The sequence below is a fragment of the Paraburkholderia sp. FW306-02-B genome (assembly GCF_058782725.1).
In genome coordinates this window covers 4,192,219-4,217,430 of record NZ_JBYSXZ010000001.1, presented here as the reverse complement: position 1 = coordinate 4,217,430, position 25,212 = coordinate 4,192,219, and the positions used below count along the sequence as shown (strand labels likewise).

The 25,212-nt window shown below is 60.7% G+C and carries 29 protein-coding genes and 1 tRNA gene; 25 read left to right on the top strand and 5 right to left on the bottom strand.

The window, feature by feature from the left end; all coding sequences use genetic code 11:
* Window positions 1-27: 27 nt before the first annotated feature.
* From hisD to tatC, 14 genes are all read left to right on the top strand, one after another.
* The gene (gene hisD / locus AC3WOG_RS18870) at window positions 28-1,350 is read left to right on the top strand and encodes a histidinol dehydrogenase (RefSeq protein ID WP_492579365.1); all 1,323 of its coding nucleotides are present in this window, start codon (window positions 28-30) and stop codon (window positions 1,348-1,350) included.
* Window positions 1,351-1,558: 208 nt separating this feature from the next.
* Window positions 1,559-2,629, top strand: coding sequence for a histidinol-phosphate transaminase (gene hisC, locus AC3WOG_RS18865; RefSeq protein ID WP_492579364.1), 1,071 nt, complete (start codon window positions 1,559-1,561; stop codon window positions 2,627-2,629).
* A gap of 103 nt (window positions 2,630-2,732) precedes the next feature.
* Complete coding sequence (gene hisB, locus AC3WOG_RS18860) at window positions 2,733-3,320, top strand: imidazoleglycerol-phosphate dehydratase HisB (RefSeq protein ID WP_492579363.1); 588 nt, start codon at window positions 2,733-2,735, stop codon at window positions 3,318-3,320.
* Window positions 3,321-3,368: 48 nt separating this feature from the next.
* Window positions 3,369-3,989: a MarC family protein gene (locus AC3WOG_RS18855; RefSeq protein ID WP_492579362.1), complete on the top strand. Its 621-nt coding sequence runs from the start codon at window positions 3,369-3,371 to the stop codon at window positions 3,987-3,989.
* Window positions 3,986-4,627 (top strand): imidazole glycerol phosphate synthase subunit HisH, encoded by a 642-nt coding sequence (hisH, locus tag AC3WOG_RS18850; protein ID WP_492579361.1) that lies wholly within the window; start codon window positions 3,986-3,988, stop codon window positions 4,625-4,627. The genes AC3WOG_RS18855 and hisH overlap by 4 nt, the downstream gene beginning before the upstream one ends.
* A 214-nt stretch (window positions 4,628-4,841) precedes the next feature.
* Complete coding sequence (gene hisA / locus AC3WOG_RS18845; protein ID WP_042329166.1) at window positions 4,842-5,594, top strand: 1-(5-phosphoribosyl)-5-[(5-phosphoribosylamino)methylideneamino]imidazole-4-carboxamide isomerase; 753 nt, start codon at window positions 4,842-4,844, stop codon at window positions 5,592-5,594.
* Between the two features lie 184 nt (window positions 5,595-5,778).
* The gene (gene hisF, locus AC3WOG_RS18840; protein WP_492579360.1) at window positions 5,779-6,552 is read left to right on the top strand and encodes an imidazole glycerol phosphate synthase subunit HisF; all 774 of its coding nucleotides are present in this window, start codon (window positions 5,779-5,781) and stop codon (window positions 6,550-6,552) included.
* A gap of 1 nt (window position 6,553) precedes the next feature.
* Entirely contained in the window at window positions 6,554-6,964 is a 411-nt protein-coding gene (hisI, locus tag AC3WOG_RS18835; protein WP_341314148.1) for a phosphoribosyl-AMP cyclohydrolase, read from the top strand.
* Entirely contained in the window at window positions 6,961-7,335 is a 375-nt protein-coding gene (locus AC3WOG_RS18830) for a phosphoribosyl-ATP diphosphatase (RefSeq protein ID WP_341314149.1), read from the top strand. Before hisI ends, AC3WOG_RS18830 begins: the two co-directional genes overlap by 4 nt.
* Before the next feature lie 85 nt (window positions 7,336-7,420).
* Window positions 7,421-7,816: a DUF4870 family protein gene (locus AC3WOG_RS18825; RefSeq protein ID WP_492579359.1), complete on the top strand. Its 396-nt coding sequence runs from the start codon at window positions 7,421-7,423 to the stop codon at window positions 7,814-7,816.
* A 100-nt stretch (window positions 7,817-7,916) separates the two neighbouring features.
* On the top strand, window positions 7,917-8,282 hold the full coding sequence (locus tag AC3WOG_RS18820; protein ID WP_492579358.1) for a histidine triad nucleotide-binding protein: 366 nt from the start codon (window positions 7,917-7,919) through the stop codon (window positions 8,280-8,282).
* A gap of 250 nt (window positions 8,283-8,532) precedes the next feature.
* Window positions 8,533-8,772 carry a Sec-independent protein translocase subunit TatA gene (gene tatA / locus AC3WOG_RS18815; RefSeq protein ID WP_341314152.1) on the top strand — a complete coding sequence of 80 codons (240 nt, stop codon included), beginning with the start codon at window positions 8,533-8,535 and terminating at the stop codon, window positions 8,770-8,772.
* A 39-nt stretch (window positions 8,773-8,811) separates the two neighbouring features.
* The gene (gene tatB, locus AC3WOG_RS18810; RefSeq protein ID WP_341314153.1) at window positions 8,812-9,333 is read left to right on the top strand and encodes a Sec-independent protein translocase protein TatB; all 522 of its coding nucleotides are present in this window, start codon (window positions 8,812-8,814) and stop codon (window positions 9,331-9,333) included.
* A 34-nt stretch (window positions 9,334-9,367) separates the two neighbouring features.
* On the top strand, window positions 9,368-10,147 hold the full coding sequence (gene tatC / locus AC3WOG_RS18805; RefSeq protein ID WP_341314154.1) for a twin-arginine translocase subunit TatC: 780 nt from the start codon (window positions 9,368-9,370) through the stop codon (window positions 10,145-10,147).
* Window positions 10,148-10,309: 162 nt separating this feature from the next.
* On the opposite strand, the gene AC3WOG_RS18800 is transcribed toward tatC, so the two are convergent.
* The gene (locus AC3WOG_RS18800) at window positions 10,310-11,530 is read right to left on the bottom strand and encodes a Do family serine endopeptidase (protein ID WP_492579357.1); all 1,221 of its coding nucleotides are present in this window, start codon (window positions 11,528-11,530) and stop codon (window positions 10,310-10,312) included.
* Window positions 11,531-11,549: 19 nt separating this feature from the next.
* Here AC3WOG_RS18800 and AC3WOG_RS18795 point away from each other — a divergent pair, with 19 nt between their 5' ends.
* The 9 genes from AC3WOG_RS18795 to AC3WOG_RS18755 all read left to right on the top strand — a co-directional run bounded on the left by AC3WOG_RS18795 (window position 11,550) and on the right by AC3WOG_RS18755 (window position 19,444).
* A complete protein-coding gene (locus AC3WOG_RS18795; RefSeq protein WP_492579356.1) occupies window positions 11,550-12,296 on the top strand; it encodes a Nif3-like dinuclear metal center hexameric protein in 747 nt (248 codons plus the stop codon).
* A 221-nt stretch (window positions 12,297-12,517) separates the two neighbouring features.
* Window positions 12,518-13,138, top strand: a complete 621-nt coding sequence (petA, locus tag AC3WOG_RS18790) for a ubiquinol-cytochrome c reductase iron-sulfur subunit (RefSeq protein ID WP_492579355.1) — start codon at window positions 12,518-12,520, stop codon at window positions 13,136-13,138.
* Window positions 13,139-14,518, top strand: coding sequence for a cytochrome b (locus AC3WOG_RS18785; RefSeq protein ID WP_492579354.1), 1,380 nt, complete (start codon window positions 13,139-13,141; stop codon window positions 14,516-14,518).
* A gap of 22 nt (window positions 14,519-14,540) precedes the next feature.
* Window positions 14,541-15,296 (top strand): cytochrome c1, encoded by a 756-nt coding sequence (locus AC3WOG_RS18780; protein WP_492579353.1) that lies wholly within the window; start codon window positions 14,541-14,543, stop codon window positions 15,294-15,296.
* 94 nt (window positions 15,297-15,390) lie between these two features.
* Window positions 15,391-16,002: a glutathione S-transferase N-terminal domain-containing protein gene (locus tag AC3WOG_RS18775; protein ID WP_006052302.1), complete on the top strand. Its 612-nt coding sequence runs from the start codon at window positions 15,391-15,393 to the stop codon at window positions 16,000-16,002.
* Window positions 16,003-16,072: 70 nt separating this feature from the next.
* Window positions 16,073-16,600, top strand: a complete 528-nt coding sequence (locus tag AC3WOG_RS18770) for a ClpXP protease specificity-enhancing factor (protein ID WP_492579352.1) — start codon at window positions 16,073-16,075, stop codon at window positions 16,598-16,600.
* A 19-nt stretch (window positions 16,601-16,619) separates the two neighbouring features.
* Window positions 16,620-16,695: transfer RNA gene (locus tag AC3WOG_RS18765), tRNA-Thr, on the top strand.
* A gap of 754 nt (window positions 16,696-17,449) precedes the next feature.
* Entirely contained in the window at window positions 17,450-18,019 is a 570-nt protein-coding gene (locus AC3WOG_RS18760; RefSeq protein WP_492579351.1) for a TetR/AcrR family transcriptional regulator, read from the top strand.
* Between the two features lie 300 nt (window positions 18,020-18,319).
* Window positions 18,320-19,444 (top strand): methyltransferase, encoded by a 1,125-nt coding sequence (locus AC3WOG_RS18755; RefSeq protein ID WP_492579350.1) that lies wholly within the window; start codon window positions 18,320-18,322, stop codon window positions 19,442-19,444.
* Between the two features lie 47 nt (window positions 19,445-19,491).
* On the opposite strand, the gene AC3WOG_RS18750 is transcribed toward AC3WOG_RS18755, so the two are convergent.
* Entirely contained in the window at window positions 19,492-20,775 is a 1,284-nt protein-coding gene (locus tag AC3WOG_RS18750) for a TIGR03862 family flavoprotein (RefSeq protein ID WP_492579349.1), read from the bottom strand.
* 347 nt (window positions 20,776-21,122) lie between these two features.
* Here AC3WOG_RS18750 and AC3WOG_RS18745 point away from each other — a divergent pair, with 347 nt between their 5' ends.
* Window positions 21,123-21,332, top strand: a complete 210-nt coding sequence (locus tag AC3WOG_RS18745; protein ID WP_492579348.1) for a DUF1059 domain-containing protein — start codon at window positions 21,123-21,125, stop codon at window positions 21,330-21,332.
* A gap of 94 nt (window positions 21,333-21,426) precedes the next feature.
* Here the strand turns inward: AC3WOG_RS18745 and AC3WOG_RS18740 are convergent, their stop codons facing one another.
* On the bottom strand, window positions 21,427-21,747 hold the full coding sequence (locus tag AC3WOG_RS18740) for a DNA-binding protein (RefSeq protein WP_492579347.1): 321 nt from the start codon (window positions 21,745-21,747) through the stop codon (window positions 21,427-21,429).
* A 381-nt stretch (window positions 21,748-22,128) separates the two neighbouring features.
* Between AC3WOG_RS18740 and AC3WOG_RS18735 the strand changes: the two genes are divergently transcribed.
* Complete coding sequence (locus AC3WOG_RS18735) at window positions 22,129-22,965, top strand: class I SAM-dependent methyltransferase (RefSeq protein ID WP_492579346.1); 837 nt, start codon at window positions 22,129-22,131, stop codon at window positions 22,963-22,965.
* 842 nt (window positions 22,966-23,807) lie between these two features.
* Here the strand turns inward: AC3WOG_RS18735 and AC3WOG_RS18730 are convergent.
* Together AC3WOG_RS18730 and AC3WOG_RS18725 are read right to left on the bottom strand one after the other, a co-directional pair.
* Window positions 23,808-24,371, bottom strand: coding sequence for a DUF1415 domain-containing protein (locus tag AC3WOG_RS18730; protein ID WP_492579345.1), 564 nt, complete (start codon window positions 24,369-24,371; stop codon window positions 23,808-23,810).
* A 69-nt stretch (window positions 24,372-24,440) separates the two neighbouring features.
* Entirely contained in the window at window positions 24,441-25,082 is a 642-nt protein-coding gene (locus AC3WOG_RS18725) for a TetR/AcrR family transcriptional regulator (RefSeq protein WP_492579344.1), read from the bottom strand.
* Window positions 25,083-25,212 lie beyond the last annotated feature (130 nt).

The following is a 25,212-nucleotide window of genomic DNA, read 5'->3' as shown; positions in this document are numbered from 1 at the left end:
GCGCGCCTTACCGAAACGGATACCCGTATGTCTATCAAGATTCGCAAACTCGATTCCACGGCTCCCGACTTCCAGAAGTCGCTGCACGCGGTGCTCGCGTTCGAGGCGAGCGAGGACGAAGCAATCGAGCGCTCGGTCGTGCAGATTCTGAATGACGTGAAGGCGCGCGGCGATGCCGCGGTGCTCGAGTACACGAACCGCTTCGACCGCGTCGATGCGATGAGCGTCGAGGCGCTCGAGTTGCCGATGTCGGAACTCGAAGCGGCGCTCGAAGGCCTCGAACCGAAGCGTCGCGCGGCGCTCGAAGCGGCGGCTGCGCGCGTGCGCGGTTATCACGAGAAGCAGAAGATCGAGTGCGGCAGCCATAGCTGGCAGTACACGGAAGCCGACGGCACTGTGCTCGGCCAGAAGGTCACGCCGTTGGATCGCGCGGGTATTTACGTGCCGGGCGGCAAGGCGGCGTACCCGTCGTCGGTGCTGATGAATGCGATTCCGGCGCGGGTGGCCGGCGTGCGCGAAATCATCATGGTCGTGCCGACGCCGGACGGCGTGAAGAATCCGCTGGTGCTGGCGGCTGCCTTGCTGGGCGGCGTGGATCGCGTGTTCACGATCGGCGGCGCGCAGGCCGTGGGCGCGTTGGCGTACGGCACGCAAACCGTGCCTCCTGTCGACAAGATCTGCGGCCCGGGCAACGCGTACGTCGCGTCGGCCAAGCGCCGCGTGTTCGGCACGGTCGGCATCGACATGATCGCCGGGCCGTCGGAAATTCTGGTGCTGTGCGACGGTACCACCGATCCGCGCTGGGTCGCGATGGACCTGTTCTCGCAAGCCGAGCACGACGAACTCGCGCAATCCATTTTGCTGTGCCCGGACGACGCGTTCATCGGCCGTGTTCAGGACGCGATCGACGAACTGCTGCCGACCATGCCGCGTCGGGACGTGATCAGCGCATCGCTCGAAGGCCGCGGCGCGCTGATCAAGGTGCGCGACATGGCCGAAGCCTGCGCGATCGCCAACGACATCGCGCCGGAGCACCTCGAAATCTCCGCGCTGGAGCCGCATCAATGGGGCAAGCTGATCCGCCACGCCGGCGCGATCTTCCTCGGCCGCTACACCAGCGAGAGCCTCGGAGACTACTGCGCGGGGCCGAATCACGTGCTGCCTACGTCTCGCACCGCACGGTTTTCATCACCGTTGGGTGTCTATGATTTCTTCAAGCGCTCGAGCGTGATCGAAGTCAGTGCGGAAGGCGCGCAGACGCTCGGTGAGATCGCCGCCGAACTCGCCTATGGCGAAGGCCTGCAGGCGCATGCCCGCAGCGCCGAATACCGGATGCGGCAAAACGGCTAAAAGCGCGGCTCAATGCACGGCTGAACGAGGCCGAATGCGGAGAACCTGATGATGGCGCAGGCGGGCATCGAACCGATGCCCGCGAACTCCACCGACGGAATTCGCGCGGTTTCCCGTTAAATAACGACAAAATACAGACCCACCTGGAGCGGCCGGCCTGCCGCCGATGCCAGGCCGGATTCTCCCTTGCGGCCCGATCCGCTGACTTATGACGACACCTCAAGACATCATCCGCCGCGACGTGCTCGCGATGACGAGCTATCCGGTTCCGGACGCGACGGGCTACATCAAGCTCGACGCGATGGAAAATCCGTTTCCGCTGCCGCCGGTGCTGGCCGCGCATCTGGGCGAGCATCTGGCCGGCGTCGCGCTGAACCGTTATCCGGCGCCGCGTCCGGAAGCGCTGATCGAGAAGATCAAGCGCGTGATGGGCGTGCCGGCCGGCTGCGACGTGCTGCTCGGCAACGGCTCGGATGAAATCATCAGCATGGTGTCGATCGCGTGCGCCAAGCCGGGCGCCAAGGTGCTCGCGCCGATGCCGGGTTTCGTGATGTACCAGATGTCGGCGAAGCTGGCGAATCTGGAGTTCATCGGCGTGCCGCTGAAGGCCGACTTCACACTCGACACCGAGGCCATGCTGGCCGCGATCGCCGAGCATGCGCCGGCCATCGTCTACCTGGCCTACCCGAACAATCCGACCGGCACGCTCTACGACGACGCCGACATGGAGCGCATCATCGCCGCGGCGAACAGGAGCCTCGTGGTGATCGACGAGGCTTATCAGCCGTTCGCGCAGCAAAGCTGGCTGCCGCGCGCCGATGCGTTCGACAACGTCGTCGTGATGCGCACGGTGTCCAAGCTCGGTCTGGCCGGGATCCGCCTCGGTTATCTGGTCGGCAAGCCCGCGTGGTTGACCGAATTCGACAAAGTGCGGCCGCCGTACAACACTAACGTGCTGACGCAAGCCGCCGCCGATTTCCTGCTCGACCATGTCGATGTGCTCGACACCCAGGCCGCGCAACTGCGCGAAGAACGCACGAAACTGGCGCAAGCCGTGGCCCAATTGCCGGGCGCCGAAGTGTTCCCGAGCGCCGGCAACTTCCTGCTGGTGCGGGTGCCCGATGCATCCGTTATGTTCGAAACGCTGCTGGCGGCACGGGTTTTGATCAAAAACGTGAGTAAAATGCATCCATTGCTGGCCAATTGTGTGCGTTTGACCGTCGGTTCCCCTGACGAAAACGCCCAACTGGTCGCCGCACTGAAACTCGTGCTGCATTGAATGGCGTTAAATAGCCGTGTCGGCGCTTCTGCATAGCGCGCGCGGCCAGCCGTTTTCCCCTCCCACACTACTATCGCTTTCTAGCTTGATTCGAGGAATTACCATGCGCCTTGCGGAAGTCGTTCGCAATACCAGCGAAACGCAGATCCGTGTGAAGATCGATCTGGACGGCACCGGTCAGCAGAAACTGGCCACCGGCGTGCCGTTCCTCGACCACATGCTCGATCAGATCGCGCGGCATGGGTTGTTCGATCTCGACATCGAAGCGCATGGCGACTTGCATATCGACGATCACCACACGGTCGAAGACACCGGCATCACGCTCGGTCAGGCGGTCGCGAAGGCCATTGGCGATCGCAAGGGCATCCGCCGCTACGGTCATTCTTACGTGCCGCTCGACGAAGCGCTGTCGCGCGTCGTGATCGACTTTTCCGGCCGTCCCGGGCTCGAATTCCATGTGCCGTTCACCCGCGCGCGCATCGGCACGTTCGACGTCGATCTCTCCATCGAATTTTTCCGCGGTTTCGTGAATCACGCCGGCGTGACGCTGCATATCGACAACCTGCGCGGCCTGAACGCCCATCACCAGATGGAAACCGTATTCAAGGCGTTCGGACGTGCGCTGCGCATGGCCGTCGAACTGGACGAACGCGCGGCGGGGCAGATTCCGTCGACCAAGGGCAGCCTTTAAACGACTAACTGACCAGGACCGGCTGCGCTCGCGCGCGCCCGGTATGCGATGGACATTCTGAAGTCGTTTATTTCGCTGCTGGCGCTGATCAACCCGGTCGGCGCCATCCCGTTCTTCATGAGCCTGACGGCCCATCAGGGCGACGTCGAGCGGCGCAGAACCATCCGCATCGCGGCGATTTCGGTGTTTTGCGTGATTGCGGTGACCACGCTGCTCGGGCAGCAGATCATCAGCTTCTTCGGCATTTCGGTCGGCTCGCTCGAAGTGGGCGGCGGGATCATCATGCTGCTGATGGCGATCAACATGCTGAACGCGCAGATCGGCAACAGCCGTTCGACGCCGGAAGAGCGCGACGAAGCCGAGCAGAAGGACAACGTCGCGGTCGTGCCGCTGGCGATTCCGCTGTTGACCGGCCCGGGCGCGATCAGTACGACGATCATCTATGCGGCGGGCTCGGCGCACTGGTACGACCGGCTCAGCCTGATCGCGATCGGTGCGGCGCTGGCGGCGATCTGCTTTTTTTCGCTGCGCCTCGCCGAACCGATTGCCCGCTGGGTGGGTCGCACGGGTATCAACATCGGCACGCGGCTCATGGGTTTAATGTTATCGGCGCTGGCGGTGGAATTCATCGTCGATGGATTGAAGGCATTGCTGCCTAACTTGAAATGAAAACTTCGATAGCGATTGTGGATTACGGAATGGGCAACCTGCGTTCGGTTGCTCAGGCGCTGCGCAAGGCCGCGCCGGAGGCGGACGTGGCGATCGTCGATCAGCCGGAAGCAATTCGCTCGGCCGACCGTGTGGTATTGCCTGGCCAGGGTGCGATGCCGGACTGCATGCGCTGTCTCGGCGAATCCGGCTTGCAGGAGGCGGTGATCGAGGCGTCGCGCACGAAGCCGCTGATGGGCGTGTGCGTCGGCGAGCAGATGCTGTTCGACTGGAGCGCCGAGGGCGGCACGCCCGGCCTCGGTCTGCTGCCTGGCAAGGTGCTGCGTTTCGATCTCGAAGGCCAGGTGCAGGACGACGGCTCGCGCTTCAAGGTCCCGCAGATGGGCTGGAACCGCGTGCGTCAGGCGCAGCCGCATCCGCTGTGGGACGGCGTCGCGGATAACGCGTTCTTCTATTTCGTGCACAGCTATTACGTCGTGCCGGAGAATCCGGCCCATACCTCGGGCGAAACGGTGTACGGTGTGCCCTTTACCTCGGCGGTGGCCCGGGATAACATCTTCGCGACCCAATTCCACCCGGAAAAGAGCGCCGAAGCGGGCCTGCGCGTGTATCGCAACTTCGTGCACTGGAACCCGTGAGCGCCTTTCTTCTTCCTGTTGCCGTGCGCTGTTCCGCCACCCGCGTGGCGGCTGCCGCGCGCTACAACCGCGGCATGACGATTTCTCAGCTCCATCGCGCCCAGCAAGGATGCCGAAAGAGTTGTACTAAACTAGCGGAACGGCGTTGCGGTGAGCTGGCTCACCAGCCGCTGCCGCCGACCTTCAACCACCTCCCAGACAACACCCGATTGCTATGCTGCTGATTCCCGCCATCGACCTGAAAGATGGTCAGTGTGTACGCCTCAAACAGGGCGATATGGACCAGGCGACGATATTTTCCGAGGAACCGGCGGCGATGGCCCGGCATTGGGTCGACCGCGGCGCCCGGCGTCTGCACCTCGTCGACCTGAATGGCGCATTCGCCGGCAAACCGAAGAATGAAGACGCGATCCGCGCGATCATCGAGGAAGTGGGTGGCGAGATTCCCGTCCAGCTGGGCGGCGGCATCCGCGACCTGAACACGATCGAGCGTTATCTGGACGACGGCTTGTCGTATGTGATCATCGGTACGGCGGCGGTAAAGAATCCGGGCTTTTTGCAGGATGCGTGCACGGCGTTCGGCGGCCATATCATCGTCGGGCTGGATGCGAAAGACGGTAAAGTCGCGACCGACGGCTGGAGCAAGCTGACCGGCCATGAAGTGGCGGATCTGGCGCGCAAATTCGAGGATTACGGCTGCGAATCGATCATCTACACCGACATCGGCCGCGATGGCATGCTGCAAGGCATCAACATCGAAGCGACGGTGCGCCTTGCGCGCGCGGTGAAGATTCCGGTGATCGCGAGCGGTGGTCTGTCGAACCTCGCGGACATCGAATCGTTGTGTGAGGTCGAGGACGAAGGCATCGAAGGTGTGATCTGCGGCCGGGCAATTTACTCGGGCGATCTCGACTTCGCTGCTGCGCAGACCCTCGCGGACCGGCTGCGCGAATCGGACGACGCCTGAACGGAACGGCGCAATCCGCTTAAGCGGACTTAAGCGGACTTAAGCGGACGTCATGGCGCGTCCTGAAGGCGCCTCATGCCGTACGTGTTCGACACACCTGCGACGTGACGCGGCTAGCCGCGCCGGCACAGTGCCGCTCCGGAATGAGCGGCCTCATCAGCGGTATTGGCAGAATTGCAAGATCATGGCTCTAGCTAAACGCATCATCCCCTGTCTCGACGTCACGGCTGGTCGCGTGGTCAAGGGCGTCAACTTCGTCGAATTGCGCGATGCGGGCGACCCGGTCGAAATTGCTCGCCGCTACGACGATCAGGGCGCCGACGAACTCACCTTCCTCGACATCACTGCCACCTCCGACCAGCGCGATCTGATCCTGCCGATCATCGAAGCGGTTGCCTCGCAGGTGTTCATTCCGCTGACGGTCGGCGGCGGCGTGCGCGCCGTCGAAGACGTGCGGCGTCTCCTGAACGCGGGCGCGGACAAGATCAGCATGAACTCGTCGGCGGTCGCGAATCCGCAGCTGGTGCGCGACGCGACGGACAAATACGGCTCGCAATGCATCGTCGTCGCGATCGACGCGAAGCGTGTGTCCACCGACGGCGAACCGGCGCGCTGGGAAGTCTTTACCCATGGCGGGCGCAAGGCGACCGGGCTGGACGCCGTCGAATGGGCGCGCAAGATGGCCGAACTCGGCGCCGGCGAAATCCTGCTGACCAGCATGGACCGCGACGGCACCAAGAGCGGCTTCGACCTCGCGCTCACGCGCGCGGTGTCGGACGCGGTGCCGATTCCGGTGATCGCGTCGGGCGGCGTCGGCTCGCTGCAGCATCTGGCCGACGGCATCAAGAACGGCCATGCGGACGCGGTGCTGGCCGCCAGCATCTTCCACTACGGCGAACACACCGTGGGCGAGGCCAAGCGCTTCATGGCCGATCAAGGCATTTCGGTGAGGTTGTGACGTGGTGAATCCCTCGGACGTGGACTGGCTCGACAAGGTCAAGTGGGACGCGAACGGCCTTGTGCCGGTGATCGCGCAGGAAGCGTCGACGAACGACGTGCTGATGTTCGCGTGGATGAACCGCGAGGCATTGGCGAAAACCGTCGAAACCGGCCGCGCGGTGTATTTCTCGCGCTCGCGCCAGCGCCTGTGGTTCAAGGGCGAAGAGTCCGGCCACGTGCAGCATGTGCACGAAGTGCGGCTCGATTGCGACGAAGACGTCGTGCTGCTGAAGGTCGAGCAGGTGTCGGGCATCGCCTGCCACACCGGCCGCCATTCGTGCTTTTTCCAGAAATTCGAAGGCACGGCTGACGACGGCGACTGGGTCGCCGTCGAGCCCGTGCTGAAAGACCCCGAACACATCTACAAATGACGCAATCCACGCAATCTACTAATGACACGCTGCTGCGTCTCGCTGCCATCATCGACAGCCGCAAGGGCGGCGATCCGGACGTTTCGTACGTCTCGCGCCTGTTCCACAAGGGCGATGACGCGGTTCTGAAGAAGATCGGCGAGGAAGCCACCGAAGTCGTACTGGCCGCCAAAGACGCGCGTCATGGCGGCGCGCCGAAAGCGCTGGTCGGCGAAGTGGCCGACCTGTGGTTTCATTGCCTCGTGATGCTGTCGCATTTCGATCTGAACCCGGCGGACGTGCTCGCCGAACTCGAGCGCCGCGAAGGCCTGTCGGGTATCGAGGAAAAGGCGCTGCGCAAGAGCCGCGAACGCGAGCAGAACGGCGACTGATTGCCACATAATGTCTTGAAGTAGCGAACGCCGGCGCCCACGTTGCACTGAACACATCCGACCGCATCCTCAGGAGGACGCAAGCATGGAACAGTCGCACAACAGTTACCCGCCGCCGGCGTATCGCAACGCGATCGACTCCGACCGCGAGCGCAGTCTGCGCACGCTTACCCATGTGCTGTACGCGCTGTATGCGGTCCATTGGCTGACGGGCGGGATCTCAATTCTGATCGCGGTCATCATCAACTACGTGAAGCGGCAAGATGTGGCCGGTACGCCGTACGAAGCGCACTTCGAGTGGCAGATCCGCACGTTCTGGATGGGCCTGGTCGGCTATCTGATCGGCGGCGCGCTGGTTTTCGTCCTGATCGGCTTCCCGGTTCTGTGGGCCGTCAGCATCTGGATGTTGTATCGTATTATCAAGGGCTGGCTGTATCTGTACGATAACAAGCCGCTCGCGGATCCGCGCGGCTGGTTTTGAGTTTCGTCTGCTGGCTACTGGGCCGGAAAAGAAAACCGCGGAACCGCGCCGAACGCTTCGCGCTTTAGCCATACCGCGGCCATACCGCGTCAGGAATACGATGAGTCACGACCCGAACTGCCTTTTCTGCAAGATCGCCGCCGGCGAGATTCCGTCGACCAAAGTCCATGAAGACGAAGAGTTCGTTGCCTTCCGCGACATCCGTCCGGCGGCCGAAACGCACGTGCTGGTGATTCCGCGCAAGCACATCGCGACGCTGTCGAACTGCGCCGAAAGCGACGCATCGCTGCTTGGTAGAATGCTTGTTCTGGTGGCGCGTTTGGCCGACCAGCTGGGCGTCGCGTATACCGGTGGTGAAACCGGGTTTCGCACGGTGATCAATACCGGTCCCGGCGGCGGGCAAGAGGTGTATCACCTGCACGCGCATATTCTGGCGGGGCCGCGTCCGTGGCACCGGATGGGCTGACGAAAGGGCAATTGATTGGCCGTCGCCCGCATGGCGAGTTTTGGCCACGGACAATAGCGCGGCGTTGTTTGTGCCGCTTTGTAATGACGCCGACGCGATCGTCTGGTCACAATCATATTCACTGTGCCACCGGTTGAATCGGAAGAGCCTGCGGTAACGTATAGATGAAGCGCACGCGCTTCGATTCACGCCGCAAGGCATAAGAGTTTTGCCGCATCTGTAAGCGGCGTCGGGGTTAAGGAGAGTAGTCATGGGTTCGTTGAGTATTTGGCATTGGCTGATCGTGTTGTTGATCGTCGCTCTGGTGTTCGGCACGAAGAAGCTGCGCAATATCGGCACTGATCTGGGTGGCGCGGTGAAGGGCTTCAAGGAAGGCATGAAAGAAGCCGAAACGCCGGCTGACGCGCAACAGCAGCGCGAACTGCCGCGTAACGGCGCTGTGGATGTGGACGCGAAGGAAAAGACGCCGCGTTCCGGCGATTACCGCTAAGCCGCGGTCCAACCGCGTTACTGACGGACACTTCACTTCATGCTGGACCTCGGTCTAACCAAGATGGCGCTGATCGGCGTCGTCGCGCTGGTCGTACTCGGGCCTGAGCGCCTGCCACGCGTGGCCCGCACGGCCGGCGCGCTGTTCGGCCGCGCGCAGCGGTATATCAACGACGTCAAGGCCGAAGTCACGCGTGAAATCGAACTCGACGAGTTGCGTCGCATGAAGAGCGAGTTCGAAGCGGCGGCGAGCAACGTCGAAACCACTGTTCACGACAATCTGCGCAAGCACGAAACCGAGCTGAACGACGCATGGAATTCAGGCACGTCGGTGTCGCCGAGCATTGCCGGCGGCGCGCTCGAAGGTGACGTGGGCACTTCGTCGTGGCAGACCAGCACGCCGCCCGCGGGACCCAGGCGCAAGAACTGGCGCGTCAAACAGACGGCCATGCCCACCTGGTACAAGCGCGCCACGACGCGCCGCACGCGCGTGCAATCGGGCGCCGCGCGCGTGGCCCGTCACACGCCGGCCACCATGCGTCGTCCGACGCGGTTCTTTTGATGATCAGAACGACAATCTCTAACCGAGGGCCGGTGTGAGCGACCCCCAGCAGACCCAGGACGAAGGCACTGAAGAGACCTTCATTTCCCACCTCGTGGAATTGCGCGACCGCATCATCCGCGCCGGACTTGCCGTCATCGTGGTGTTTGTCGGACTCGTGTATTGGGCGCCGGACATCTTCCGGCTGCTCGCGCGGCCGTTGATGCAGAATCTGCCGAAGGACGGCAAGATGATCGTCACCGACGTCACCGGTTCGTTCTTCGTGCCGATGAAGGTCACCATGCTGGTCGCCTTCGTGATCGCGTTGCCGATCGTGCTGTACCAGATCTGGGCGTTCGTCGCGCCGGGTCTTTATCAGCATGAAAAGAAGCTGGTCGGGCCGCTGGTGGGTAGCAGCTACACGCTGTTTCTGTGCGGCATGGCGTTCGCATATTTCGTGGTGTTTCCGACCATCTTCCGCGTGATGGCGCATTACAATGCGCCGCTCGGTGCGGAGATGACCACCGATATCGACAATTACCTGAGTTTCGTGCTGACGATGTTTATTGCGTTCGGCGTGACCTTCGAGGTGCCGATCGTAGTCGTGCTGCTGGTTCGCATGAACGTGCTGACCATCAGGAAGCTCAAGGAAATTCGTCCGTATGTGATCGTCGGCGCGTTCGTGGTTTCGGCTGTGGTGACGCCGCCGGACGTGTTCTCGCAGCTGATTCTGGCGATTCCGCTGATTGTGCTGTACGAGGCCGGCATCATTGCGGCGCGGCTGATTGTGGGCAAGCAGCCGGCGGTGGTCGAAGACGCAAGTCCTCCGAATTGATCTGGCGCCACGCGCGCTGGCCACGCCAGGCAGAAAGCCGGAAGGACAGAAGGCTTGGCAAACAAAAAAGGCGGTCCTGAATGGACTGCCCTTTTTGTTTTGCAACCGCGTTGCTGTTTGGTCTGCCGTGTCGCCCGCGGCCTCGGCCCGCGCCGCTTTGCATCAACCGCCCTCGTCGTCCTGCTGATCGCCGCCGCTGTCCGCCGCCGGTTGCTTCGGCGGCGGCGGGCGCTTGCCGATCGCCACGTCCAGATCCATTTCACGGCCCTTGCGCACCAGATGAACCTTCGCGGCCGTACCCGGTTTGATCTGCGCGATCACGTTCAACAGACGCGTGGTATCGGTGATGTCCTGGCCGTTCACGCTCACCAGGATGTCGCCCGGCTTGATGCCGGCGCGGTCGGCCGGACCGTTCTTCAGCACGCCCGCAACGATCGCGCCGGACTTCTGCTCCAGCCCGAACGACTCGGCGATCTCCGGGGTCACATCCTGCGGCTCGACGCCGATCCAGCCGCGCGTCACCGAGCCGGTCGTGATGATGCTCTCCAGCACGCTGCGCGCCGTCGACACGGGAATGGCGAAGCCGATGCCGAGCGAGCCGCCCGAGCGCGAATAGATCGCCGTATTGATGCCGAGCAGATTGCCGTTCACATCGACCAAAGCGCCGCCCGAGTTGCCCGGGTTGATCGCCGCATCGGTCTGAATGAAATTTTCGAAGGTGTTGATGCCGAGGTGATTGCGCCCGAGCGCGCTGACGATGCCCATCGTCACCGTCTGGCCGACGCCGAACGGATTGCCGATCGCGAGCACCACGTCGCCCACGCGCGTCTGGTCCATGCGGCCGAGCGTGATGGTGGGCAGATTGGTCATGTTGACCTTCAGCACGGCGAGGTCCGTTTCCGGATCGACGCCGATCACCTTCGCATTGGTGGTGCGACCATCGGCCAGCGCAATTTCAATCTGATCCGCGCCGTCCACGACGTGCTGGTTCGTTAGAATGTAACCTTCCGAACTCACTATCACACCCGAGCCAAGATTGGAGGCGGGTTGTTCCTGCTGCTTGCCTTTGTTCTTGTCGCCGAAGAAGTAGCGGAACAACGGATCTTTCGCCCGGGGATCGGGCGGCAGCGAGCCGTCCTTGCTCGAGAACACATTGACGACCGCAGGCATGGCTTTCTGCGCGGCGTCCGCATACGACGCCTGTGCAGGGCCGCTGCCGATGCCTGGCGCCACTTCCCGAAGAGCGACGATCGGTTCGGCGAGTTGCTTGCCGAATTGCCCTTGACGCTGGAGCCACTGCGGTTTGAGGGTCGCAATGATGAACATCAGCGCCAACAGCACAGTCACCGCTTGGGCAAAGAACAGCCAAAAGCGTCTAAGCATCTGAAGACTAGAGGTTTATATGGATCGGATCGAACTTGAATTGTACTTGAACAATCTCCTTGAAACCGCGCGCTTCAAGGACTATTGCCCCAATGGATTGCAGGTCGAAGGGCGCCGCCGGGTCAACAAGCTCGCGACCGGCGTGACTGCTTCAGTGGCCTTCCTGGAGGCCGCGCTCGACTGGGGCGCCGACGCCGTGCTGGTTCATCACGGCTATTTCTGGCGCAACGAGGCGCCGCAGATCACCGGGCGCAAATACGCGCGCCTGAAACTGCTGCTCGCCAACGACCTGAACCTGTTCGCCTACCACCTGCCGCTCGACGACCATCCTGAGTTCGGCAACAACGCGCAGATCGGCGCAAAGATGGGCTGGATCAGCGACGCGCGCTTCGGCGAGAACGACCTCGGCTGGCTCGCCACGTTTCCGATGCCGATCACGCTCGCGCACTTCACCGCGCAAGTCGAGCAGACGCTTGGCCGCACACCGCTCGTATTCGGCGACTCGGACCGCGAACTGCGCCGTGTCGGCTGGTGCACGGGCGCCGCGCAAGGCATGTTCGACGCCGCGATCGACGCCGGCGCCGATGTCTACCTGACGGGCGAGGTGTCGGAATCGGTGATGCACACGTCGGCGGAAAGCGGTGTCGCGTTCCTTGCGGCCGGCCATCACGCGACCGAGCGTTTCGGTGTGCAGGCGGTCGGCAAGCATCTATCCGAATCGTTCGATATCGAACACCTGTTTATCGATATCCCTAATCCCGTTTGAATTGAAAATCCGCATTAGAGAGGAAAAAGGCATGAATAACGGAGGGAGCACTTAAAAGGAGGTACAAAAAAGTTTGCGATCCGTACGGAGAAACCCTGAGATATCAATGGCTTCGCATGGTTTTTGGCAATCGGGCCTTGTAAATGCCGACTCCATTCGCGCAAACTAGCGGCGGTAGAAGCGACGTGAAGGAAAAATCCAACTCAGAAGTGGGGCGTGTGATGCGAGACAAGGAAGATGAACGCGTCGACGGCAGCCGCCGTAGCTGGCTGATAGCGACGACCGTAGCAGGTGGCATAGGAGGCGTAGCCACTGTCGTACCCTTTGTTGGTTCGTTTGCACCATCTGAAAAGGCCAAGGCGGCAGGCGCGCCGGTCGAAGTCGATATCAGTAATCTCAAACCTGGCGACATGATGACCGTTGCCTGGCGCGGTAAGCCGGTGTGGATCATCAACCGCACCGACAAGATGCTCGCCGATGTCCAGAAAGCCGATAACGAAGTAGCGGATCCCCACACCACGAATGCTTTTTCGATGCCGTTGCCGGAGTACTGCAACAACGAATTCCGTTCGCGGAGCGATCACAAGAATCTTTTCGTCGCCGTCGCCGTGTGCACCCATCTGGGCTGTACGCCGACGCCGCGCTTCCAGGAGGGCGCGCAGCCCAATCTTCCCGACGACTGGCCAGGTGGCTTCCTGTGCCCTTGCCACGGCTCGACCTACGACATGGCCGGCCGCGTCTTCAAGAACAAACCTGCGCCGCAGAATCTGGACGTCCCGCCTTATATGTTCACGTCGGCGAATTCCCTCGTGATCGGCAAGGACGAGAAAGGAGAAGCGTAAATGGCGATCGAACACGAAGTGGAGACGACCGGGCTGGCCGGCTGGATCGACCGGCGCTTTCCGATGACGTCGACGTGGAAGAAGCACGTCTCCGAGTACTACGCACCGAAGAATTTCAACTTCTGGTACTTCTTCGGCTCGCTGGCGCTGCTGGTGCTGGTGAATCAGATCGTCACCGGCATCTTCCTCACGATGAACTACAAGCCCGACGCGACGCTCGCGTTCTCGTCGGTCGAGTACATCATGCGCGACGTGCCGTGGGGCTGGCTGATCCGCTATATGCACTCCACGGGCGCGTCGATGTTTTTTGTCGTCGTGTATCTGCATATGTTCCGCGGGCTGCTGTACGGCTCGTATCGCAAGCCACGCGAGCTGGTGTGGGTGTTCGGCTGCGCGATTTTCCTGAGCCTGATGGCAGAAGCGTTTTTCGGCTACCTGTTGCCGTGGGGCCAGATGTCGTTCTGGGGCGCGCAGGTGATCGTGAACCTGTTCTCGGCGATTCCGTTCATTGGGCCGGATCTGTCGTTGTGGATTCGCGGCGACTACGTCGTGTCCGACGTCACGCTGAACCGCTTTTTCGCGTTCCACGTGATCGCGATTCCGCTGGTTCTGATCTTGCTGGTCGTCGTGCATCTGGTGGCGCTACATGAGGTCGGTTCAAACAATCCGGACGGCATCGAGATCAAGGGGAAGAAGGACACGAACGGCATTCCGCTCGACGGCATTCCGTTCCACCCGTACTACTCGGTGCACGATTTCATGGGCGTGTCGGTGTTCCTGATAATCTTCGCGGCGATCATCTTTTTCGCGCCGGAGATGGGCGGGTACTTCCTTGAAGCGAACAACTTCATTCCCGCAAATCCGCTGCAAACGCCGCAGGAAATTGCGCCTGTGTGGTATTTCACGGCGTTCTATGCGATGCTGCGCGCCACTACCGATCCGTTCAAGATCGTGCTGATGATCATCATCGCGCTGCTCGGCCTGTTCGCGCTGGTCCGCGCGCGCGGCAAGTGGAAGCTTGGGCTTCCGGTGCTCGCCGTGCTGGTGATTCTGGCGATGGCGTTCACCGAATCGAAGTTCTGGGGCGTGGTGGTGATGGGCGGCGCGGTGATCTCGCTGTTCTTCCTGCCGTGGCTCGACCGCTCGCCGGTGAAGTCGATTCGCTACCGGCCGTTTTTTCACAAGGTGTTCTACGGGATCTTCGTGCTCGCTTTCCTGACGTTGGGCTTCCTCGGCACTAAACCGCCGTCGCCGGCTTCGACGTTGATTGCACAGGTGTGCGCGCTGATCTACTTCGCGTTTTTCCTCGGTATGCCGTTCTGGACGCGGCTTGGCACGTTCAAGCAGCCGCCCGAACGGGTGCGGTTCAAGCCTCACTAATCGCGAGCCAGGAGAACACGAAATGAAAAAGCTGCTTTCGACGTGCGCGCTAATTGGCGCGACACTGCTCGCGGTGCTGGCAGGCCCGGCGCACGCGGACGAGAATTTCCCCCTCGACCGCGCGCCCGATAACGCGGAGAATTTCGCTTCCTTGCAGCACGGCGCGCAATTGTTTGTAAACTATTGCCTGAATTGCCACAGCGCGAACCTGATGCGCTACAACCGGCTGACCGACCTCGGCATTACGCCGAGCGCAATCCAGTCGAACCTGCTGTTCACCACCGACAAGGTCGGCAACACGATGACCGTGGCGATGCGCCCGGATGACGCGAAAGCGTGGTTTGGCGCGAGTCCGCCGGATTTGTCGGTGGAAGCGCGAGCGCGCAGCAAGGATTGGCTGTACACGTATCTGCGCAGCTTTTATCGCGACAATACGCGGCCGACCGGCTGGAACAATCTGGTGTACGAAAACGTGAGCATGCCTCACGTGCTGTGGCAGCTTCAGGGGCAACGTACCGCGAAGTTCGGTGACGAAACCGACGAAAAAACAGGCGAAACGGTGCACAAATTTGTCGGCTTCCAACAGGTCACTCCGGGGACGATGTCGCCGGTAGATTATGATTCTGCTGTGGCCGACCTCGTGTCGTACCTGTCATGGATGTCCGAACCGACGCAGAAAACCCGCAAACAGCTTGGCGTGTGGGTACTGCTCTTCCTCGGCATCCTGAGCTTTTTCGCCTGGCGATTGAACGCCGCGTACTGGAAACATATCAAATAATCACGCCGTCATCGGCGTGGGGCCGGCGCCAGGAAAAACCTGCTGAACGGTTTTTCCGCGCGCTGGCCCTTCAGCTTTTTGAGGAAACGTAAACATGATGGTTCTGTATTCCGGCACAACTTGCCCGTTCTCCCAGCGTTGCCGGCTGGTGTTGTTCGAAAAGGGCATGGACTTCGAGATCCGCGACGTCGACCTGTTTAACAAGCCGGAAGACATCGCTGTGATGAATCCGTATGGTCAGGTGCCGATTCTCGTCGAACGGGACCTGATTCTGTACGAATCGAACATCATCAACGAGTATATCGACGAGCGCTTCCCGCACCCGCAACTGATGCCGGCCGATCCGGTTCAGCGCGCCCGTGCCCGCCTGTTCCTGCTCAACTTCGAAAAGGAATTGTTCGTCCACGTCGGCACGCTCGAAAACGAAAAGGGCAAGGCCGCTGAGAAGAATCACGAAAAAGCACGCCTCGCGATCCGCGATCGCCTGACGCAGCTCGCACCGATCTTCCTGAAGAACAAGTACATGCTCGGCGAAGAGTTCTCGATGCTCGACGTGGCGATCGCGCCGCTGCTGTGGCGTCTGGATCACTACGGCATCGAGCTGTCGAAGAACGCTGCACCGCTAATGAAGTACGCCGAGCGCATTTTCAGCCGCCCGGCTTATATCGAAGCGCTGACGCCTTCGGAAAAGGTGATGCGTCGTTGAGTTTGGCTTTGGGGTGAGGGCGCCGCGCTCATGGTTTTGCGCGGGCCCGCACCCGGTAAGAGGACTGTTGATGCAAGAGATTTCCACCAAGCCTTATCTGTTGCGCGCGCTGTACGAGTGGTGCACGGATAATGGCTACACGCCGCACATCGCGGTGCGGGTCGACAATCAGACGCGGGTGCCGCGTCAGTTCGTGCGCGATAACGAAATCGTGTTGAACATCAGCTTCGAGGCCACCAGCCAGTTGCAGATGGGCAACGAGTGGATCGAGTTCAGCGCGCGTTTCTCCGGCAAGTCGCACAAGATCGAAGTGCCGATCGCCAATATTCTCGCGATTTACGCGCGCGAAAACGGGCAAGGCATGGCATTCCCGGTCGAATCGGCGGGCGGCGAGGCGCTGGATTCGGGCGCCGATGCAGAGCTGGCGGACGAAACCGAGTCGCCGGCCCCGTCGAGCGGAGCTGCACCGCGCACGGTCGTTGCGTCGCCGGCTGCGGATAGCGCGTCCACCAAAGCGGATAGCGCCACCGACGGATCGCAACCTGACGACGATGGGTCGAAAGGTGGCGGAAGAGCTCGCCTCAAGATCGTAAAATGAAGTAGAATCACGGCCTCATGCCGGCTTAGCTCATCAGGTAGAGCGCTTGACTTGTAATCATGAGGTGGCGGGTTCGAGTCCTGCAGCCGGCACCAGTAGCACGAAACGGGTTTCTGAAAATTTTCAGAAACCCGTTTTTTATTTTAAGCAGCGTTTAGACGCGTTCAGCGCGCAAGCAATAACCTGGCGCGATGCAGGAGAGTAATTAGCTTCGATTGGGATGCGAAAGTGGCTTTAGCGCGTAAGCTGGCTAATTAATAGCTGATTCGGAAGAATACTAGTTGCGGACGCAATCCGCGTCCGCAACTGAATGTTGGTTTTTTGAATCGACGCTGTAGTAGTTGTAATTGCGCCGGCGCCACTCTCTCAGATTCTATTGTGCAACGGTGTGTCCCCGTAGTTGACGCGACTATACCGAAGCTATACGGGTCTGTCTATTGTCTCACCAGAAAGTGAATATGCATTTTGAATGAACGAACGTACTTTTGTTCTGGTGAGCGGTATCGATTACCCGTGCAGACAGGTATTCCTATACTGCAGCGCGAATGTTGGCGCTGTGCGAAATTCTCACCCGTGACTCAATCGAGACATACTCGGGTGAATCGGCAAAGCGCGCTATTCGGCCACGTGCGCGAGATGGTCGAGGTGAGGAGCCAAGCTTGTCCGCAGCAATGGCCTGGGCCATGTCCACCGTCGACGCTGTGAGCCGGTCTGTGAGCCGGTTTCAGGCCGCCGCGCCCCGTGAAGCACTCCGCCCGCGCGACGATTACCACCGAAACCGCTTGTTGCAATTGGCGAATGGACGCCCTTGTATAATCGCTTCGCAGATATTTAACGAACAAGGCCGCCGTGTCCGACAAGCGTCAGCAGATTCTCGATACCGCAACGCTCCTGTTCAGCAAGCATGGTTACCATGCCGTCGGCGTGGACTGGATCATTGCCGAATCGGGCGTCGCGAAAATGACCATGTACCGGCACTTCCCGTCTAAAACGGATCTGGTCATTGCGGTGTTGCGGCAGCGTCAGGAGCAATGCGCGGTGTCGCTCAAGGCGTTTGTCGCCGAGGCGGATTCGCCGCTCGCCCGTCTCGAACGTGTCTTCGAATGGCATCAGGACTGGTTCAGAAGCGCGATGTTCACCGGCTGCATGTTCGTGCACGCCGCTTCCGAATTCTCCGACAAAGGCAGCAGCATCCACGGTATTACCGTTGAGCAGAAGGCCGAGCTGATGCAATTTATCGAGCAGCTGGCCGCCGACATCGTGCCCGCCGAGCAGGCAAAAGTATTGGCGCCGGTGATCGTGATGCTGCTCGACGGCGCCACGCTCGCGGTGCAAATCTCCGGCCGTGAAACTGCCGCAACCGATGCCTGGAGCGCCGCGCGCGACTTGCTGGCGATGCATTCGACGTCCGCGGCGTAGTGCGGGGCAGGGCAGTCAGCCAGGCCTCGCCGAAGCAAAAATAGCCGCTTTTTGCTCAAATCTCTTTCACCTTGTCGATGCTGGACTTTTTAGTCTACGAAACGCGTTTTGAAGGCAGCAAAAGCCGTGGCATCGGTATCCTCAGCGGCGTTCGCTAACGAATACCGCAGCGCGAACCGAGGCGACAGCGTTACTATTCGGGCGTCAGTCGGCATCGCAAGAAAATCACTCCGGCGGGCAAAGCCCCCGACGACGCTCCGTTTCACCGCGTCACTCCCGCAAAACACATCCCACCTCATCATGACCAGCCCCGCAACCATCACCTGGCCCGAAGCCGACGGCCCCCGCACAGCGCGTTGGCGCTCCGAAGCAGCGGTGCCGCCGCCTAAGCGCGTCGTCGTCGCCGATGACCGCATGACCGCCGATTCTGCCTACCGCCTCGCGTGCGAAGGCACCGCGCTGCTCTGGAACGGCGACTTCCAAAACGCCCGTCAACTGTTGCAAGCGGTCACGCGCCGGCTGGAGCGTAAGCCGCGCAAGCAGGGCGACACGCCGCTCGACGCGTTCAACCTGCATCGTCAGGCGCAGTCGCAACGCGCTCGCACGCTCGGCATGATCCTGATCCCGCTCGACGCCGCCTACGCGATACCGCTGCGCCGCGCGCCTGAAGTGCAGCAGGCCTGTATCGAAACCTATGGATCGCCGACCGATGAGCCGTCGGTCGTGTCGCTGCGCGAATTGCTCGGACTGATCGGCGCGCACGAGTGGCGCAAGAAGGGCGTCGAAATTCCCGCGCTGGGCGAGCGCATTCATCCGCACTACGGTGTGTTTTCACCGGTTCGCGGCGAATATGTGGACCTGGTCGCACGCACGCCGTTGCCGTCGCTGAACAAGGCATTCGATATCGGCACTGGCACGGGCGTGCTGGCTGCGCTGCTCGCCAGGCGCGGCGTGAAGAAAATCATCGCGACAGATCGCGATCCGCGAGCCCTCGCCTGCGCACGCGAAAACCTCACGCGTCTTGGTTACGATCAGCAAGTCGATGTCGTGGACGCGGATCTTTTCCCCGAAGGCCGCGCGCCGCTCGTGATCTGCAATCCGCCGTGGGTGCCGGCGCGGCCCGCGTCGCCGGTCGAATACGCGGTCTACGATCCGGAGAGCCGCATGTTGCTCGGCTTTCTCAATGGACTGGCGGAGCATCTGTCACCGGGCGGCGAAGGCTGGCTGATCATGTCGGATTTCGCCGAGCATCTCGGTCTGCGCACGCGCGAATGGTTGCTCGCCGCGATCGAAAAGGCCGGGTTGACGGTGGTCGGCCGCGAGGATATTCGTCCGCGTCATCCGAAGTCGACCGATGAGACCGACGCGCTGCACGCGGCGCGTGTGGCTGAGGTGACGTCGCTGTGGCGGCTGAAAGCGCGGTAGGCCACGGACGACGAGGTGCGACGCGCCGCTGAAAAGAAAGCGGCGTACTACACCGACGCGTCGCGCGCCGCGAGATAGGCTAGCGCGCCGCGCCCCGCCACCAGGCCGCTAGCGAAGCAGGCCGTCAGCAGATAGCCGCCGGTCGGCGCTTCCCAGTCGAGCATCTCGCCCGCGCAGAACGCGCCGGGCAGACGCTCGATCATCAACTGCGCGTCGAGCGCTTCGAAAGGTATCCCGCCAGCGGTGCTGATCGCTTCCTCGATTGGCCGCGCGCGTGTGAGCCGCACCGGTAGCGCTTTGATTGCCTGAGCCAGGTGGTTCGTGTCGGCGAAAGCTTCCTTCGACAGAATCTCGTGCAGCAACGCGAGTTTTACGCCTCCAATACCGATTCTGCCTTGCAGATGACTCGACATTGAACGCGAGCCGCGCGGCCGCGTGACTTCGTCGACGATGCGCTCCAGAGTCAAGCCTGGCGCCAGATCCAGCGTGATCGTGACGTCTCCGTCGGCCAGAATTCGCTCCCGGATTGCTGCCGACAATGCGTAAATCAGGCTCCCTTCGAGGCCCGTTTCGGTCAGAAGTATTTCACCTTGTCGATGGTGGATTTTTTTGTCTATATCTGTGATCGCGATGGCCACCGGCTTGACCGGCTGGCCTGCGAAACGCTCGCGCAGATAGGGGCTCCAGTCGGCATCGAAGCCGCAGTTCGCGGGCCGCAAGGGCGTCACCGGCACCTGGCGCGCGCTCATCAGCGGCACCCAGGCGGCGTCCGATCCGAGCCGTGGCCAGCTTGCGCCACCGAGCGCCAATACGACGGCATCGCAGGTCACGGTTTGCTCGCCGTCGGGTGTCGCGAAGCGCAGGGCGTGCGGGGCGGCGTTGTTGGCTTCGTTGTTGCCTTGTTCGTCCCAGCCGATCCACTTGTGGCGCATATGAAAGCGCACCCCGGCTTCCCGCAACCGATGCAGCCACGCGCGCAACATCGGCGCGGCTTTCATATCGGTCGGAAAAACCCGGCCCGAACTGCCGACAAAGGTTTCGACGCCGAGCTCGTGCAACCAGGCACGCAACGCATCGGGCCCGAAGGTATCGAGTAGCGGCGTGATCTGTTGGCGGCGCAGGCCGTAACGGCCGAGAAACGGCTCGAGCGGCTCGGCGTGCGTGATGTTCATGCCGCCTTTGCCCGCCATCAGAAATTTGCGGCCAACCGACGGCATTGCGTCGTAGACGTCGACCTGCACGCCGTGCTGGGCCAGCGCCTCGGCGGCCATCAGACCGGCGGGGCCGCCGCCGATCACGGCGACATGGGCGGAATCAAAGGAGGGTGACATGCGGTCCTGCAGATGAGCGGAGAGGCGGCGCGTTTGCGCGATGCAATGATCGAGCGGCGCGAAGGGCGCTATTTTCACACTGCCGGCATGCCGGGGCAAACGGGCGGCTCCGCTGGCTGGCCGAAAACGTCTGGGTTCGGGCGTTTTGACATTCGCTGAACTCGCGCGCGCTTCTATGCAATTCAGGTGCGCGAACTATACTTTTCAAAGACCTTCCATCGGACGCCGTTCGCGTCTTCCCCACGCCGAACCTGCTCAACACCTCCATGCCGCTCGACGCTGCCGTTGCGCCGCGGCTCGGCGAGATGGTTTGCGCGCGTGCTGTTGCTTAGATGACGGAGACTGTCATGACCCGCAAATATATCGACTGCCGTGAATTTCCAAGTGAAATGAATTGCACGGTTGCGTTGTCCGCCGATACCGAGAGCGAATTGCTCGACGCGGCTGTGCAGCACGCCGTTACGGTTCACAAACACACGGACTCGCCGGAACTGCGCTCCCAGCTAAAGACGCTGTTTCATGAAGGCACGCCGCCGATGGAGGCGCCGCGCAAGTGATTTCACAGGTGATCTGTTCTTCTGCGAGAACGGATGCAGGTGGACGAAAACGGGCGGCGTGCGCGTTGCCCGCTTTCGTCGCGGCGTTGCTGGTTCAGCCGGGGTAAGCCTCGTCTACTTTGAGGCCGGCGAGCTTGAAGATCACTCGCAGCGTTTGCGGCTTGATGTCGCGGCGCGAAGCGAGCGTGGTCATGACGAAGTCGAGCACCTTCGCGTATTTGAGCATTGTCAGGCATGTTTCCATGTCGACGTTGCCGTCGCGCATGAATTCGGCTAGACGCAGCATTTCGGTGGAGATATCGCGCGCCATCTCCAGTTCGAGTTGCTGTTTCTCCGACCACGCGGGCGCGGCGGTGAGCTTCGCCAGCATTTCCTGAAACTTCTGCTCGACGTTTCCGTTGGGTATCGTATCCATTGCTGCCTCTTCTATTATCCGAGCGCGCTTCCGTTTGCGATCGCGGCGCGCTGCTGGTTACGTAACGTTCGGCCCGTGTTCCGGGTCCGCCACCCCACATGCATTCGGTTCGCGTGATCGACGCCACGGCCGGCAGCCTGTTGTTATGCGTACGCCGGCTTGGGTTGTTGGGCGAGCCGGCACGCATGGTGTATTGCGCCGCTTTGGAAACGTTCCGCGTACTGTCTGTTGAGCAGGAAGTGTTCCAGGATGCGGTGTTTTTCGTACAGCCTACGCGGCTACTCAGGTGAGCGGGCCGCGCTTTGGGTAAACTGGCAGCAACTTTTCCTTTTTTCCGTCATCTGTCGCACGTTCGCGTTGCAATTGATGGCGGTTCCCACGATGTCCAGCAAAACCCACGAAATCCGTCCGAACCAATCCGTCGAACTGCTGAAGGAGCTTCATATCCTGACGCGCGACGGCAAGATGAACCAGGACAGCCGCCGCAAGCTGAAGCAGGTCTACCACCTGTTCCAGTTCATTGAGCCGCTGCTCAAGGAGCTCAAAGATAAACAGGGCGACGTGACGCTCGTCGACCACGGCGCGGGCAAGTCATATCTAGGTTTTATCCTGTATGACCTTTTCTTCAAGGAGTTTCAGGGCGCCGCTGGTGGTGCTTCGCACATTTACGGCATTGAGACGCGCGAGGATCTGGTGACCAGGTCCGAGGAACTGGCCGCCAGGCTTGGCTTTACGGGGATGTCGTTTCTGAACCTGTCGGTGGCTGATTCGATCACTTCGGAGCGGTTGCCCGCCGAGATCGATATTGTGACGGCGCTGCATGCGTGTAATACCGCTACTGACGATGCGATTCGGTTTGCTTTGGAGAAACATGCCAAATTTATTGTTGTGGTGCCGTGTTGCCAGGCTGAGGTGGCTGGGGTTTTGCGACAAAATAAGGGTAAATCGCTTGGGAATGTTTTGACGGAGATCTGGCGGCATCCTTTGCATACTAGAGAGTTCGGGAGCCAGATTACTAATGTATTGCGGTGTTTGCAGCTGGAAGCTCATGGCTATCAGGTGAGTGTTACCGAGCTCGTCGGGTGGGAGCACTCCATGAAGAATGAACTCATTATTGCTCAGTATAAGGATTTGCCGAGACGGCGACCTGCTGAGCGGCTTAATGAAGTTATGGAGACACTTGGGATTGAGGAGTTGAAAGAAAGGTTTTTTGTATAAAGGTGATTTTCCTTGCAGGGGCATTGTTTTTTGCCTGCTCGGCGCTTTATGTCTGTGTGCCTATGGTGTTGGCCTTTCCTTGAATTCTTAGTGGTCTATTAGCTTCGCCCCTGTGCGGGGCAGGCACTTACTTTCTTTGCCGCCGCAAAGAAAGTAAGCAAAGAAAGCGGCTTCACACCGCTAACGCTTAAGCGGGTCCCCTGGCTTGGAGGAGGTAGTGGAGCATCTGGAATCGGTGCTCCCGCACACTCCGCGCCGGTGACAAGGCCGTCATTCTTCCGGCGGCGCTTCGCGCGCCGTAGTGGTGCTTCATCAAACCGCCTGGCGGTTTGGGCGCCTGCGGCTAGTTCGGCGCGGTGGCGCGCACTTGCACGCTTGGGCGCCTCGACGAGGCGAAGCCGATGACCCCCACTGCGCACAAGCGAAACCTCTGGTTTCCCTGGCAGACCGTTCCGGAGAGCACGTAGTGCGAGGCGGGAAGGATGATGCGAGAGGCGCGGACACCCCACCGGTTTTGAGAAGTACCGCTACGGCGCGCGTAGCGCCGCCGGAAGGATGAGTGCCTTGTCACTCACGTGGAGTGTGCGAGAGCACAGATTCCAGATGCTCCACTGTCTCCTCCAAGCCAGGGGACCCGCTTGAGAGCTGGCGGTGTAAAGCCGCTTTCTTTTGCCTACTTTTCTTTGCGGCAGGCAAAGAAAAGTAGGTGCCCCCCGCACAGGGGGAACGCTAATAAACCAATATCAAATCAAGGAAAGGCCAACGCCGCAGGCACACAACCAATAAGCGCCGAAAAAAGCAGAGAAAATAAGAAAAAGCCAACGCCGTAGGCAAACAGCCAATTACTCGCCACTGCGTTCCATCAAATCATTCCAGCCTGCAAGGCCAATCCTCCTGAGGGTCTCCTGATTCCTCTCATAAATATCCTCTGCATCAGGAAAAGCCTGAACAGCCCGTTCAATACTATCCTCGCGGAGCAAATGAAGAATAGGATACGGTGCCCGATTAGTATAATTATCAATATCATCCGGCGCACTGCCTTCAAACTGATAATGAGGATGAAAACTGGCAATCTGGATAACACCTTCAAGCTGAAGCTGTTTGATCATCCGATCAGAAAAAAACAAGCAATCGTTAAATTCGAGAAAATCCCCGAGCGCCTGCGGCAAAATTAACAAAGTGGTATCCACCGAATCAGGATCGGAAGCAATCAGCGCCTGAAGCTCGTTTTCGAGATCGATCAAAACCCCTTCCATATCGACCGCCTCGCTAACGGCATAGCGAATTTGCCCCTTCACATGCACGGCCTTGGCAAAAGGGCACAAATTGAGCCCAATCACCGCTTTCGTCAGCCAATGACGGGTAGCAGCAACAACAGCATCACGAGACTCGGCAGACAGCGGCATAGGAAAGCAGCAACAAAAGAGAAAACGTTATCTTACCGGGCCAAAGCCGGCCCACCATGGCCCCAAAGTTCAGGCCACCGGCGCCGCACCGCATGAAGCGGCAATCAACTGCGCCGCCACCTTGGGTGCGGCAAGAATCGGCCCGCAACCCGGTCCATAAGTCTGGCTGGCCGCATACACGCCTTCGATCATCAAACCCAGCGCATTGGCCAATGCCACGGGATCATCCGCCCCCGCAGCAGTCGTCAACTCCGTGATCCGTGCAATCAGCCGTTCCTTGTTGCGAAACACAAACTGGCGGGCCGGATGCTCAGTGTCCGGAAATTCCACCGAAACATTCACGAACGGGCAACCGCGGTAGTCGTCAATCGACGCGCGCACCGCCAGGTCGTCGAAATACTGCTGGAGTTGCTTCGCCGGTTCACCTGGATGCTTTGCAAAACTCCTCTCCACGTAGCCAAAAAACTGCTGGTCCTTGCGCTCCAGGTACGCCATCACCAGTTCATCCTTCGACGAAAACTGGCGGTACAAACTCATCTTGTTCACGCCGGCACGCTCGACCACCGCGTCGACACCCACTGCTCGTACGCCCTCGCGGTAGAACAGTTCGTCCGCGGCGCGCAGCAAGTGCTGCTGCGCCTGCGGCCCGGCGGTTTGCACGCCGCGCGCGCGCCGTACGCCGGCTGGCTTGGGAGTTTCGCTGTCGGACATGGAGTGTCACCTGAATTGAACTGACGCCTTGACATGTTACCGACCAGTAACTAACATCGCAACACCCATTGTGACTGATCTGTCACAAGCCTTTTACCGATGTCGTAACAATACGAAGCGGCGCAGCCTG